This is a genomic window from Flavobacterium hungaricum (assembly GCF_015182285.1).
GTDB classification, from domain to species: Bacteria; Bacteroidota; Bacteroidia; order Flavobacteriales; family Flavobacteriaceae; genus Flavobacterium; species Flavobacterium hungaricum.
In genome coordinates, this window is record NZ_PRDM01000001.1 from 258,281 (window position 1) to 272,264 (window position 13,984).

General features: G+C 35.6%; 10 protein-coding genes. 8 read left to right on the forward strand and 2 right to left on the reverse strand.

The features are described from left to right. Window positions 1-8 precede the first annotated feature (8 nt). Window positions 9-2,915, forward strand: a complete 2,907-nt coding sequence (locus C4F50_RS00990) for an FAD-binding and (Fe-S)-binding domain-containing protein (protein WP_193844572.1) — start codon at window positions 9-11, stop codon at window positions 2,913-2,915. Between the two features lie 1,132 nt (window positions 2,916-4,047). Continuing rightward, window positions 4,048-5,982, forward strand: a complete 1,935-nt coding sequence (locus C4F50_RS00995; protein ID WP_193844573.1) for an amino acid permease — start codon at window positions 4,048-4,050, stop codon at window positions 5,980-5,982. 187 nt (window positions 5,983-6,169) lie between these two features. Here the strand turns inward: C4F50_RS00995 and C4F50_RS01000 are convergent, their stop codons facing one another. Next, entirely contained in the window at window positions 6,170-7,387 is a 1,218-nt protein-coding gene (locus C4F50_RS01000; protein ID WP_193844574.1) for an aminotransferase class I/II-fold pyridoxal phosphate-dependent enzyme, read from the reverse strand. Window positions 7,388-7,824: 437 nt separating this feature from the next. On the opposite strand from C4F50_RS01000, the gene C4F50_RS01005 reads away from it, so the two are divergent. From C4F50_RS01005 to C4F50_RS01025, 5 genes are all read left to right on the forward strand, one after another. Next, entirely contained in the window at window positions 7,825-8,283 is a 459-nt protein-coding gene (locus C4F50_RS01005) for an Lrp/AsnC family transcriptional regulator (protein ID WP_071636776.1), read from the forward strand. Between the two features lie 397 nt (window positions 8,284-8,680). Beyond that, entirely contained in the window at window positions 8,681-8,926 is a 246-nt protein-coding gene (locus tag C4F50_RS01010; RefSeq protein WP_193844575.1) for a hypothetical protein, read from the forward strand. Continuing rightward, window positions 8,916-9,206 (forward strand): type II toxin-antitoxin system RelE/ParE family toxin, encoded by a 291-nt coding sequence (locus C4F50_RS01015; RefSeq protein ID WP_193844576.1) that lies wholly within the window; start codon window positions 8,916-8,918, stop codon window positions 9,204-9,206. The genes C4F50_RS01010 and C4F50_RS01015 overlap by 11 nt, the downstream gene beginning before the upstream one ends. Before the next feature lie 441 nt (window positions 9,207-9,647). Next, on the forward strand, window positions 9,648-11,051 hold the full coding sequence (lpdA, locus tag C4F50_RS01020; protein WP_193844577.1) for a dihydrolipoyl dehydrogenase: 1,404 nt from the start codon (window positions 9,648-9,650) through the stop codon (window positions 11,049-11,051). Between the two features lie 158 nt (window positions 11,052-11,209). Beyond that, window positions 11,210-11,752 (forward strand): lipocalin family protein, encoded by a 543-nt coding sequence (locus tag C4F50_RS01025; RefSeq protein ID WP_193844578.1) that lies wholly within the window; start codon window positions 11,210-11,212, stop codon window positions 11,750-11,752. A gap of 196 nt (window positions 11,753-11,948) precedes the next feature. Here C4F50_RS01025 and C4F50_RS01030 read toward each other — a convergent pair whose 3' ends face one another. Next, complete coding sequence (locus C4F50_RS01030; protein WP_193844579.1) at window positions 11,949-12,323, reverse strand: DoxX family membrane protein; 375 nt, start codon at window positions 12,321-12,323, stop codon at window positions 11,949-11,951. Between the two features lie 299 nt (window positions 12,324-12,622). Here C4F50_RS01030 and C4F50_RS01035 point away from each other — a divergent pair, with 299 nt between their 5' ends. Further along, on the forward strand, window positions 12,623-13,909 hold the full coding sequence (locus C4F50_RS01035; RefSeq protein WP_193844580.1) for an anthranilate synthase component I family protein: 1,287 nt from the start codon (window positions 12,623-12,625) through the stop codon (window positions 13,907-13,909). Window positions 13,910-13,984: the final 75 nt, after the last annotated feature.

The following is a 13,984-nucleotide window of genomic DNA, read 5'->3' on the forward strand; positions in this document are numbered from 1 at the left end:
CAAACCATATGTCCATTCAAAAAGAATTAGATCTCTTGGCCGCATCGCTGGAAGGAACACTTTTATACGATGATCTTCATAAAACCCTTTACTCAACAGATGCTTCTGTTTATCGTATCAAACCCAAAGCGGTAGCAATACCCAAAACAGAAGAAGACATTGCCAAATTGATCGCCTTTGCGGCGAAGCATGAAATTTCGATTACGCCTAGAACTGCGGGGACTTCACTAGCTGGACAAACAGTAGGCGATGGACTTGTTATTGATGTTTCGAAGAACTTTACAAAAATTCTTTCTTTTGATGCAGAGAAGAAAACCGTAACGGTGCAGCCCGGAGTAATTCGCGATGAATTGAATATATTCTTAAAACCGCACGGTGTGTTTTTTGCCCCGATTACATCAACTTCAAACCGTGCCATGATTGGCGGAATGGTCGGAAATAATTCTTCGGGAACAACTTCAATTCGTTATGGTGTTACGCGCGATAAAATTGTTGAAGTAAAAGGATTTTTGAGTGATGGTTCTAAAGTTGTTTTTAAAGATTTGACTTCGGCAGAATTCATCGAAAAGACAAAAGGAAATACTTTAGAAAATAAAATATACAAAGCACTTTACGACGAACTGTCTGATAAAGGAACTCAGGAAGAAATTATAAAAGAATTTCCGAAACCAGAAATTCACAGACGAAATACAGGTTATGCCGTAGATATTCTGCTAAAATCAGATTTGTTTGGCGGTACAGAACCGACTATAAATCTTGGAAAACTGCTTTGCGGAAGCGAGGGGACGCTGGCTTTTACCACCGAAGTAACGTTAAAAACAGACGATTTGCCACCGGTGCATAATATTATGGTAGTAGCGCATTATCATACCATTCAGGAATCTTTAGAATCGGTTGTGGTGGCAATGAAACATCATTTGTACACTTGCGAAATGATCGACGATACGATTTTAGATTGTACCAAAACCAATCGAGAACATGTTAAAAACCGTTTCTTTTTAGTTGGAGAACCCAAAGCCATTATGATGTTTGAAGTAGCGTCGCATTCGCTAGAAGATGCCGAAAAACAAGCAGACGCCTTGATCGCCGATTTAGAAAAACACAATTTTGGCTACGCAAGCGTAAAGATTTACGGTGGTGATATTGAGAAGGCAAACGAACTAAGAAAAGCGGGCCTCGGGCTTTTAGGAAGTATTGTCGGAGATGATAAAGCAGCCGATTCTATCGAAGATACAGCGGTTGAATTGAGCGATTTACCAGCCTATATTGCAGAATTTTCGGCAATGATGTTAAGTCACGGACAAGAAGCCATTTATTATGCACATGCGGGAGCAGGGGAGCTGCACTTGCGTCCGGTTTTGAATTTGAAAAAAACTTCAGACTTAAAACTATTTAGAACCATTGCAACCGATGTGGCGTATTTGGTTAAAAAATACAGAGGCTCGCTAAGCGGGGAACACGGTGACGGAATTGTACGCGGCGAGTTTATTCCGTTTATGGTTGGGGAAAAGAATTACGAATTGTTGAAACGCATAAAACTGGCTTTTGACCCGAATTCGGTTTTGAATATTGGTAAGATTGTAAACGCCTTGAAAATGGACGAAAATCATCGTGTGGTTTCAGGAAGAGTCGAGCCGGATATTAAAACATTTCAGGATTTCTCAGACAGTTTAGGTGTTTTGCGTGCAGCCGAAAAATGCAACGGTTCTGGCGACTGCCGTAAACTGCCATCGGCAGGAGGCGCAATGTGCCCGAGTTATCGTGCGACAAAAAATGAGAAAGAAACAACTCGTGCAAGAGCCAATGCGCTGCGCGAATATTTGACGTATTCTGAGAAAGAAAATAAATTTGACCAGAAAGAATTATACGAAGTTTTTGAGTTGTGCGTAAGCTGTAAAGCCTGTGCAAGCGAATGTCCGAGTAACGTAGACGTTGCAACTTTAAAAGCCGAATTTTTATACCAATATCAAAAAGCAAACGGATTTTCTACCCGAAATAAGATTTTTGCCAACAATGCAAAATTGAATAAAATGGGAAGTAAATTCCCGTCGATTACAAATTTTATTTCGAATCAGGCGCTTGTTAAAAAAACAATGGGAATTGCGCCAGAAAGACAAGTCCCGCTTTTGGCTAAAAAAACTTTTAGAAGGTGGTATCAAAACAATAAAACTTCAGTTACAGATTTTCCAAACGGAAGATTGTATTTGTTTGTAGACGAGTTTACCAATTATTATGATGTTAATATCGGAATCGACGCTTTTGAACTTTTAACAAAACTCGGTTATCAGGTTTTAGTAATTGATCACGAAGAAAGCGGCAGAACGTATCTTTCTAAAGGATTTTTGGAAGAAGCCAAGAAAATTGCCAATCATAACGTAGCTGTCTTTAAAGATTTAGTGATGTCAAATGCTCCTTTGGTCGGAATCGAACCTTCGGCAATTCTAACTTTTAGAGACGAATATTTACGTCTAGCAGACGATAAAGAGGCCGCAGAAAAATTATCTCGAAATACTTTTACAATTGAAGAATTCTTTAAAAAAGAAATCATCGACGGTAAAATCACAGCCGATTCTTTTTCCGAACAAACAAAAGAAATTAAAATTCACGGGCATTGTCATCAGAAATCGTTGAGTTCTGTCGAAGCGACTTTTGCGATGCTGAATCTTCCAAAAAATAATACCGTGACAATTTACAATTCGGGCTGCTGCGGTATGGCGGGTTCTTTTGGTTATGAAAAAGAACATTACCAAGTGAGTATGCAAATGGGTGAGGATACGCTTTTTCCAAAAGTTCGCAATACAGCCGAAAATGTAAAAATTGCCGCCGCAGGAACAAGCTGCCGCCATCAAATTTATGATGGAACCAAACGAGAAGCACAGCATCCGGTAAGTATTTTGAGAAACTGTTTGCGTTGAGAGATGGCACGCAGATGACACGGATTCACTTCGTGAAAACGCGGATAAACGCGGATTTTTTTTGTTTTGTCTTGAGTTTAGCCGCAGATTATTAAGATTAAAATGATTTTGTTTCACGCAGGTTTACAGATTAAAGCAGATTTAACTAAGATTTTTATTAAATCATTCTACGCCAATCAGCCTAAATTTTTTTAGATCTGCGTGAAATTGATATTAAAATAATCTGTGCTAATCATTTTAATCAGTAGCAAAAAAAGAAACCCGCGCTAACCAGTTAAATCCGTAGAACCCGTGGACAAAAATAGTCTCGTTAAAACAAAATTTAATTTTATTAAAGATCGGTGTAATCTTTTTACCAATAAAAATCAGATATATCTGCGTGAGAAAATATAGACAGATATAGAAAAAATAATTCGTGAATTCGTGGCAAAAAAACAAATTAGCGTAAACCAGTTAAATCCGTAGAACCTGTGGACAAAAATAGTCTCGTTAAAACAAAATTTAATTTTATTTAAAGATTGGTGTAATCTTTCTACCAATAAAAATCAGCTATACTGCGAGAGAAAATATAGTCAGATATAGAAAAAATAATTCGTGAATTCGTGGCAAAAAAAAGAAACCGTGCTAACCAGTTAAATCCGTAGAACCTGTGGACAAAAATAGTCTCGTTAAAACAAAATTTAATTTTATTAAAGATCGGTGTAATCTTTCTACCAATAAAAATCAGCTATACTGCGAGAGAAAATATAGTCAGATATAGAAAAAATAATTCGTGAATTCGTGGCAAAAAAAAAGAAACCGTGCTAACCAGTTAAATCCGTAGAACTCGTAGTCAAAAATAGTCTCGTTAAAACAAAATTTAATTTTATTAAAGATCGGTGTAATCTTTTTACCAATAAAAATCAGCTATATCTGCGTGAGAAAATATAGACAGATATAGAAAAAATAATTCGTGAATTCGTGGCAAAAAAACAAATTAGCGTAAACCAGCTAAATCCGTATAACCCGTGGGCAAAAATAGTCTCGTTAAAACAAAATCGTTTTATATATTTGATATAAAGATAATTTTTGCATTATTTGCAAAATAAAAGCATTAAGTCTCTATTAAATTAATTTAACCGCAAGGCACTATATGGCATTTTCAAGTTTATTCCGAAAAAAGACGGTACAAGATATATTAAAACAAGTTGCAAAAAACGAAGCAGACGGTCATGAGGCGTTAGGCAAACACCTTACGACAAGAGATTTAACTGCATTCGGAATCGCTGCAATTGTTGGAGCAGGAATCTTTAGTACTATCGGAAAAGCCAGTGCAGACGGCGGACCAGCTGTAATTTTCTTGTTTCTTTTTACCGCTTTGGCCTGTAGTTTTGCGGCTTTTGCTTACGCCGAATTTGCTTCGATGGTTCCCGTTTCAGGAAGTGCTTATACGTACTCGTATGTGGCTTTTGGGGAAATAATTGCCTGGATCATTGGTTGGGCATTAATCATGGAATATGCCGTAGGAAACATAACGGTCGCCATATCCTGGAGTGACTATTTTACCGGACTGCTCCATAGCGGCGGAATCGATTTACCGCAATGGATTCAGATGGATTATTTGACTGCTTCAAGCGGTTTTAAAGATGCCGAAGCCTTAATGCGCGGCGGAAAATCTTTCGATAATTTAAGTACAGCACTGCAGCAGGCACATACAGCCTGGACTACTTCTCCAACAATTGGTTCCTTTCATTTTGTAACCGATATTCCAGCTTTATTTATAATTATATTAATTACCGCTTTGGTTTACAGAGGGATGAAAGAATCTCGTAACGCGAGTAATCTAATGGTTGTAATAAAACTTTGTGTGGTTCTTTTGGTAATTGCAGTTGGGGTATTTTATGTAGATACCGCCAATTGGGATCCGTTTGCGCCAAATGGAGTAGGAGGAGTTTTAAAAGGGGTGTCAGCAGTATTTTTTGCCTATATTGGCTTTGATGCTATCTCGACAACAGCCGAAGAATGCAAAAATCCGCAAAGAGATTTACCTCGTGGTATGATGTGGGCGATTATCATTTGTACGATTTTATATATTGCTATTGCCTTGGTTTTGACCGGAATGGTAAAATATAACGAACTTAATGTGGGTGACCCATTAGCATTTGTTTTCGAAAAATTAGATCTAAAATGGATGTCAGGAATTATCGCCGTAAGTGCGGTTGTGGCCATGGCCAGTGTTTTATTGGTTTTTCAAATGGGACAGCCGAGAATCTGGATGAGTATGAGCCGAGACGGATTACTGCCAAAGAAATTTTCAACTGTTCACCCAAGATTTAAAACACCCTCTTTTGCTACAATCGTAACGGGTTTTGTGGTGGCAGTACCAGCTTTATTTTTAAACCTTACAATGGTAACCGATTTATGCAGTATCGGAACTTTATTTGCCTTCGTATTGGTTTGTGCTGGAGTTTTAGTACTTCAAAATAAACCAGAAATTCCGAGAGGAAAATTCAAAACGCCTTATATCAATTCAAAATATATTCTGCCTGTTTTAATGATTGCCGGCTTGTATTATGCTTTCGCATTCAACAACAAAGCAACAATGGCTTTTATTAACAACGAATCACAGACTTTTGATGCCACAACAATTGTAACATCATTAGATCAAGAAGAATCAGCAAAAGTCTTCAATTACTTAAAAAGTATTGACGTACATAATAAAACAGCCGAAACTTCTGATTTAGAGCATTTATTAGGCCAATACCAAGAGGATGAAGCCAAATACGCCGAAGTTGTAAAAGGACTTCCTATCAGTGATTTAAATAAGTACGAAACAGGTTTCAGTTTATTCAAACACAAAATCCCAATGTGGATTTTCTTATTCGTTGTAGTAGGATTAGCAGTTTGGTCTTTCAGACAAAACTTGTCTTTGATTCCGCTTTTAGGATTAATCTGCTGTCTTTACATGATGGCCGAATTAAGCGTTTGGAACTGGATTTACTTTACTATTTGGCTATTAATCGGATTGTTTATTTACTTTACCTATAGTCGAAAAAATAGTAAGCTAAATGGGCAGGTTATTAGTTAAGAGTTATTTGTAAAAAGTAAAAAAGTTATATGTTAGAAGCCGTTTTGAGATTATTCTTAGAACGGCATTTTTATTTTAGCAACGAACGATTAATTATCAAGAAAAAAATCGCCACGTATTCACGAATTGATTATAAAAAAATTCGTGAATTCGTGGCGAAAAACAACAAAGTATTTATACAGAATAATTAGTGAAATTCGTGTTTCAAAATTCCCAGTTCCACCATGCATTCCTTCATCATATGATAGGTACGCTCAATATCATTATCCAAACCAATAGAAAAACGAATCAAACCATCGGTTAATCCCATTTCGGCCTGTTCTTCTAACGGAATTTCGCTGGAAGTTGAGGTTCCCGGCGCGCTGAACAACGTTTTATAAAAACCTAAACTCACCGCCAGATAACCTAAATTTCTGGCTTGCATCAACTCCATTAATTCATTGGCTTTTGCCAAAGTTCCTACATCAATTGTAAGCATTCCCCCAAAACCATATTCTGGATTAATCATGGTTTTGTATAATTCATGACTCGGATGACTTTTCAATCCAGGATAAACCGTTTTTAAACCGTCTTTTTCAAATTGATCTGCCAGAAAATGGGCATTATGACTGTGTTGTTTAATTCGGATATGAAGCGTACGCAGGTTTTTCATTACACTAGCCGAACGCAAACTATCCATCGTTGGCCCAAAAAGCATGCTTGCACCCGAATTTACATTTTTCAGCGAATTGATAAATTCTTTAGAGGCACAAGTTACGCCCCCAACCGTATCACTGCTTCCGTTTATGTATTTCGTCAAACTGTGAATCACAATATCCGCACCTAATTTAGCCGGAGAAACCGATAAAGGCGAAAACGTATTGTCAACCACTAATTTTAGGTTATGTTTTTTAGCAATTTTTGCCAAACCAGTAATATCCGCCACTTCCAATAGCGGATTACTTACCGTTTCGCAATACAAAACTTTCGTTTTTGGTGTAATTGCCGCTTCTACAACATCCAGTTTTGTAATGTCTACAAAGCTCGTTTCGATTCCAAATCGCGGTGTAAAATTCTTTAAAAAAGCATAAGTTCCGCCATAAATAGTTCGGCTCGAAACAATATGATCGCCCGCCCCGCAAAGTTGCAGCAAAGTAGGTGTAATTGCCCCCATTCCCGAAGCCGAAACATTCGCCGTTTCTGTTCCTTCCATCGCTGCCAAAGCCTGATCCAGATACAAATTGCTTGGCGAAGAATGGCGCGAATACAAATAACAGCCCTCCATATTGCCTTCAAAGGTATCAAACATCGTTTTTGCCGAAAGAAAAGTATAAGTTGAAGAATCAGAAATCGACGGATTTACACCGCCAAATTCACCAAAATACTGCAAATCCTGAATTTTATCTGCTGGGTTAAAGTTTTTCATATAGTTAGTTTTTGTTTCAGGTTTCAAGTTTCAAGTTTCAACAACCTGAAACTTGAAACCTGAAACATTTTTTTTTAGGAGCTATTCCAGCTTTCCGTTACAAGTCCTCATAAAAAATGCAAAGTTTCTAATGTTCTAAAAAGAGCTTCTCCCGAAGCCTCGGGAGTCGCTTTTTTAAAACAAGAAACTAATGCCTTTTTTACTCCGGGCTTTCCACTTCAATCTGGGCTAGGACTCTCGTTTTCAAAAGAAATTCTATTCAAAATAAAGTTTAATTAGAAAATTAATCAATCATAAACTGAATAATTAGATTTTAAAACTATAAAAATGTATTTATTATGATTTTTAATCTAAATTTGATGTAAAAATTATAATTCTATAGATTTTTTTTCTTTCTTTTTACAACAAACAATAAACCATCAACAACAAACAGCAATATGATTCTTGACGAAACCGATAAAAAACTCTTGGTTTTATTACAAACCGACAGTAAAAAAACAACCAAAGAATTATCCTTAAAGCTCAATCTTTCGGTAACTGCGGTTTATGAAAGAATCAAAAAGTTAGAGCGCGAAGGCATCATCAAAAACTACGCAGCATTGGTCGATAAATCCAAAATCGAAAAAGGATTTGTCGTTTTCTGTCACTTAAAACTCATTCAGCATACAAAAGAATTCCTAACCAAATTCGAAAGCGAAGTCATCAAACTCAACGAAGTTTTAGAATGCCATCATGTAAGCGGGGATTACGATTATATTTTAAAAGTTCTCGTAAAAGACATGGAAGCATACAGAGAATTTTTGGTAACAAAACTTACTTCGTTACAGCATATTGGAAGCACGCAAAGTATGTTTATGATTAGCGAAGTGAAGAATTCAACGGTGATTTCTTTTTAAGATGCTAAGGTTCTAAGATTTAGGTTCAGAGGTTCAGAGAGGCAAAGGTTCAAAGGTTTTTAGGATAATCTCGCAAAGATTTACGCAATCCCTAATCCTCGGGACGCAAAGTTTTTTTAATGTATCTGATGATTGAATAGCGTCCAGCTTTAGCTGGATGAAAAATATTGTCAAAGTGAAAGGCTTTAGCCAAACTTTATTGGTTTGGCTAAAGCCTTTTTACATTTAAATCTAATTCTAATTCCTCCAGCTGAAGCAGGAGGCAATTCAAAAAAACTTTGCGCCTTCGCGACTTTGCGAGAAGAAAAATAAAACTTTGATGTTAAATTTATAAACCTAAAACATTAACACATTTCAAAACCAAAAAGGTTTAAATTTGATTTAAAATGCAACGATAATGGAAACAAAAGAATTAAGACGTAAGCTTATAAAGGATTTTGGAAAGTTCATTGAAGATGATTCTAAATTAGAAATTTTAGAAAGTGTTTTTGATGCCATAAATCACGACGAAAAGAAATCAATTGTTCCCGATTCTCATTATGATCTCGTTGCTGAAGAAAGAGAAAAATATCTTTCAAATGAAAAAGAAGCAAGTTCTTGGGAAGAGGTAGAACAACGTTTGAATGCTAAGTATGGTTTTTAAGATTAAAATTTTACCCTTAGCAGAAAATGAAATTGATGAATCTATTGAATTCTATGAAAGCAGGAGTAAAGGTTTAGGGAAACAATTTCTATCTTATTTAAAGTCTTATCTAAAAGTTTTAAAAACAAATCCAGAATTATTTGAAATAAAAAAAGAACCAGGTTATCGTGAATTAACTTTGGTGAAATTTCCATTTGTAATTATTTATGAAATTATCGAAAATGAAGTAATCGTTTATTCTGTTTTTCATACTTCAAGAAATCCTCAAAGGAAACCTTAAGTTTTTAGTTAGAAAGTTACAAAGTTTTTAGGATAATCTCGCAAAGACGCAGAATCGCAAAGATTTGTGAGTTGCCTCCTGCTTTAGCTGGAGGAATTAAGATTTGATATAGAAAAGGCTTTAGCCAAAAAGCAAAGTTTGGCTAAAGCCTTTCACTTTGGCAATATTTTTCATCCAGCTAAAGCTGGACGCTATTTAATCATCATAATAAATTTTTAAAAAAAACTTTGCGACTCTGCGTCTTTGCGAGATTAAAAAAACAAAAACTTAGCGTCCCGACGCTTCGGGATTGCGTAAAATCTTTGCGAACTTTGCGGTAAAATTTACAATCTAAATAAAAAATCCCCAACCCAAAATTTCACACAAAAAACATTGAATTTTAAACTTTAAACAAAACTTTATTCCTTAATTTTGTATCGCTAAAAATAAAATAGACAAACTATGAGTTCATTTGACGTAGTCATTATAGGTTCAGGTCCTGGCGGATATGTATCAGCAATTCGTTGCGCACAATTAGGTTTCAAAACTGCAATTGTAGAAAAATATAATTCATTAGGCGGAACTTGCCTTAACGTAGGTTGTATTCCTTCAAAAGCATTGCTTTCTTCTTCTCATCACTATTCAGAAATTGCTCATTTTGCAGATCACGGAATCGAAGTTTCTGGCGATGTAAAAATCAATTTAGAGAAAATGATCGCGCGCAAACAAGCAGTTGTAGATCAAACCGTAGGTGGAATCAACTACTTAATGGATAAAAATAAAATTACCGTTTTCAATGGTTTAGGTTCATTTGTAGATGCAACGCATATTGCAGTTGCAAAAGCTGACGGAACATCTGAAACTATCGAAGCAAAATATACTGTAATTGCTACAGGATCAAAACCTTCTTCTTTACCATTCATCAAAATTGATAAAGAAAGAATCATTACTTCTACTGAAGCTTTGGCATTAAAAGAAGTTCCAAAACACTTAGTAATTATTGGTGGAGGAGTTATCGGAATCGAGCTTGGACAAGTTTACTTGCGTTTAGGAGCTCAGGTTTCTGTAGTGGAATTCATGGATAGAATTATTCCTGGGATGGACGGTTCTCTTTCTAAAGAATTGACTAAAGTATTGAAAAAACAAGGAATGAAATTCTACGTTTCTCACAAAGTAAAATCAGTAGAAAGAAACGGCGACGCTGTTGTTGTTCAGGCTGAAAATGCAAAAGGAGAAACAATTACGCTTGAAGGAGATTATTCATTAGTTTCTGTTGGCCGTCGTCCGTACACAGACGGATTAAACGCTGACAAAGCAGGAGTTAAAATTTCAGACAGAGGGCAAGTAGAAGTAAACGACCATTTACAAACTAACGTTCCAAACATCTATGCAATTGGTGATGTTGTTCGTGGAGCAATGTTAGCACACAAAGCGGAAGAAGAAGGAGTAATGGTTGCTGAAATCTTAGCAGGTCAAAAACCACATATCGACTATAACTTAATTCCTGGTGTTGTTTACACTTGGCCAGAAGTTGCAGCAGTTGGACAAACTGAAGAGCAATTGAAAGCAGCAGGAGTAGCGTACAAATCTGGAAGTTTTCCTTTCAAAGCGTTAGGACGTGCAAGAGCAAGTGCTGACTTAGACGGATTTGTAAAAATCCTTGCTGACGAAAAAACAGATGAGGTTTTAGGAGTTCACATGATTGGTGCCCGTACAGCCGATTTAATTGCTGAAGCGGTTACTGCAATGGAATTTAAAGCTTCTGCTGAAGACATTTCTAGAATGAGCCACGCACACCCGACTTTCGCGGAAGCGGTAAAAGAAGCGGCATTGGCAGCTACAGAAAACAGAGCGCTGCACGTATAATTTTTACGTAAATCATATCAAACCGTCCCGTCAAAACTGACGGGACGGTTTTTTTGTGCTTATATTTTAAGCTTACAAAATGTAATAATCCAAAATAATGTTGTAAATTAGATGTGTATTTCGGTTGCTATCTTTATGATAATTAAAATGATAGCATTATGAAAACTAAATATGTAGTTCCAATTCTTATTGGAGCAGGAATTGGTCTCGCATTGTATTCTTGCGGAGGCGGAATTCCAGAAAAAGCACAAGCCGTTACTAATTTTGACGGCGCAAAATATCTCGGTAAATGGTATGAAATCGCTAGATTGGATTACAAATGGGAGAGAGATTTGGACAATGTTACTGCAGAGTATTCTTTGAATGAAGACAAAACCATAAAAGTTGATAATAAGGGCTATAATGTCAAAAAAGACAAATGGGAACAAAGTGTCGGAAAAGCTAGATACGTCAAAAAGGACGATATTGGTATGCTGAAAGTCTCATTTTTTGGTCCTTTTTATTCAGGTTACAATGTAGTAGCGATCGATCAGGATTATAAATATGCTTTGGTTGCGGGAGAAAGCCTAAAATATATGTGGATTCTTTCGCGAGAGAAAACAATTCCAGAAAGTGTAAAAGCAGATTTTCTTATTAAAGCTCAAGAAATTGGATACAATGTGACCGATTTGGTTTGGGTAAAACACGATAGAACAAATTGAAAATAAACCCGACAGTTTTAAGCTGTCGGGTTTTTTATTTTAAAATGAAATCCCTAAAAATGATGCTTCTTTAAACGCATGATGAGATGTAAAATGTTTTTACAAAACCTTATCAATTGAACCTTTGTAATCTTCGGTCAAATAGCCTTCAGAAACAATACATTTTTTCGCAGCATTTTGTATTGATCTCTAAAAATCAAGGAGTAAAAATACTTTTGTAATTGTTCCAATATCTATAAATCAAAAATAAATTGGCTGCAAAAAGTAAAATTGCGATCGGCAGTCCCTCTGGAGCAAGGAAATAATTGATAAATAAAATATTAACCGTTATAGGTAAGATCAAAATATTAGCCAATGTTACATAACGCCCCGTGATAAAAGCGATTCCGCAAAGCAATTCAATTGATTTAGCAAGAGGCATTAAATAAGTAGAAGCCATTAAACCTACATTAAATGCTTTAAAATTCCCTGTAGTTTCTGGCTCTGGCATTAGATGGAAAAAATAACTGATCGAAGCAAAAAGAAGCAAAAGACCAATTAGAACGCGGACAATAATGGTGGCGATTTTCATAATACTTAGGATTTTTTAAGGTTAAAAAATATAATTATATTATTGGAAAAGATATTGCACGAATTCAAAAGCAGTACTATAATCGGTTTTTTAGGCTGTCTTTACTGCGGATTTTATAATTAAATCAATCATGTTTTATGATTAATATAATAGTATATCAAATATAACGAATTTTTTCTTATAAAATAAATGCTTTTTTAACAGTTTTGTATTGGTTTTGAGATCTTTTCAATATTTTTTAGGCCGTCTGCTATTGCAAAAATTTTGTCGTAATTTTGAAATCTAAAAATTACCCATTTTTGAGAGTTTCCATTCATAAAAATATTTCAGATCCAAAGCGGTTTAGGCAGCAGCTTTTAAGCTGGGCACAACAGTTTCGGGAAGTTGTTTTTTTAGACAGCAATTCCTATACACAGCAATATTCTAGTTTTGATTTTATACTGGCTGTAGATGCTTTTACGTCTTTAAAAACGGATTATTTCAATGCTTTTGAGGATTTAAAACAATACCAGCAAAATACCAAAGACTGGCTTTTTGGATATCTTTCCTATGATTTGAAAAATGATATCGAAGCCCTCAGCTCGGAGAATTTTGACGGTTTAGATTTTCCAGATTTGTTTTTCTTTCAACCTAAAAAAATCTTTTTATTGAAAGAAAACCAGCTTGAAATTCAATATTTGCTTTTTTGTGATGATGAAGTTGAGGAAGATTTTGAAGCAATTGAAAAAGAGCCAATCGATGTTTTTGAATCTGTCAATAAACTAGAAATTAAGCAGCGAGTTCCGAAAGATTTATATGTGCAGAAAGTGCAAAAAATGCTCGAACATATTCAGATAGGTGATATGTACGAAGCCAATTTCTGTATGGAATTTTATGCTGAAAATGCCATTATAAATCCGTTAGAAAAATTTCAAAAGTTAAACGAAATTTCTCAGGCGCCTTTTTCTGTCTTTTTTAAAAATAATAAGCAATACCTTCTTTCTGCTTCGCCGGAACGTTATTTAAAGAAAGTAGGAGAAACTATAATTTCGCAGCCGATAAAAGGAACTTCAAAAAGGTTTTTGGACCTTGAAGAAGATGAAAATTCGAAACGCCATCTGGAGAACGATTCTAAAGAGCGGGCCGAAAATATCATGATAACCGATTTAGTCCGTAATGATTTATCGCATACAGCACAAAAAGGCTCAGTAGCAGTTACAGAACTCTGTGGGATTTATTCTTTCTTACAGGTGCATCAAATGATTTCTACTGTAACATCAAAAATAGACCCACAATATTCGGCGATTGATGTTTTGAAAACTACATTTCCGATGGGAAGTATGACAGGAGCACCTAAAATTTCGGTAATGAAAATTATCGAAAATCTGGAAGAGACCAAGAGGGGTTTGTACAGTGGTGCAGTTGGTTATTTTACACCAGAAAGTGATTTTGATTTTAATGTCGTAATAAGAAGTATTTTGTATAATCAAGAAAATAATTACGTTTCTTTTTCTGTTGGGAGTGCTATTACAGCGCAGTCTATTCCGGAAAAAGAGTACGAAGAATGTTTGTTGAAAGCTAAAGCAATGCATGAGGTTTTAAAATAAATTTGAGACGGCAGTGAATTCACGAATCTGTGGCAAGAGAAATAAAAATTCGTGAATTCGCGGCTAAAAAAAATC

What these genes read in the sequence shown, in the direction of transcription:
- C4F50_RS01005 (WP_071636776.1), top strand. Translation starts at nt 7,825, where the DNA reads ATGATTCTTGACGAAACCGATAAAAAACTCTTGGTTTTATTACAAACC.
- C4F50_RS01000 (WP_193844574.1), bottom strand. Translation starts at nt 7,387, where the DNA reads ATGAAAAACTTTAACCCAGCAGATAAAATTCAGGATTTGCAGTATTTT.
- C4F50_RS01010 (WP_193844575.1), top strand. Translation starts at nt 8,681, where the DNA reads ATGGAAACAAAAGAATTAAGACGTAAGCTTATAAAGGATTTTGGAAAG.
- C4F50_RS00990 (WP_193844572.1), top strand. Translation starts at nt 9, where the DNA reads ATGTCCATTCAAAAAGAATTAGATCTCTTGGCCGCATCGCTGGAAGGA.
- C4F50_RS00995 (WP_193844573.1), top strand. Translation starts at nt 4,048, where the DNA reads ATGGCATTTTCAAGTTTATTCCGAAAAAAGACGGTACAAGATATATTA.
- C4F50_RS01015 (WP_193844576.1), top strand. Translation starts at nt 8,916, where the DNA reads ATGGTTTTTAAGATTAAAATTTTACCCTTAGCAGAAAATGAAATTGAT.
- C4F50_RS01025 (WP_193844578.1), top strand. Translation starts at nt 11,210, where the DNA reads ATGAAAACTAAATATGTAGTTCCAATTCTTATTGGAGCAGGAATTGGT.
- C4F50_RS01030 (WP_193844579.1), bottom strand. Translation starts at nt 12,323, where the DNA reads ATGAAAATCGCCACCATTATTGTCCGCGTTCTAATTGGTCTTTTGCTT.
- lpdA (WP_193844577.1), top strand. Translation starts at nt 9,648, where the DNA reads ATGAGTTCATTTGACGTAGTCATTATAGGTTCAGGTCCTGGCGGATAT.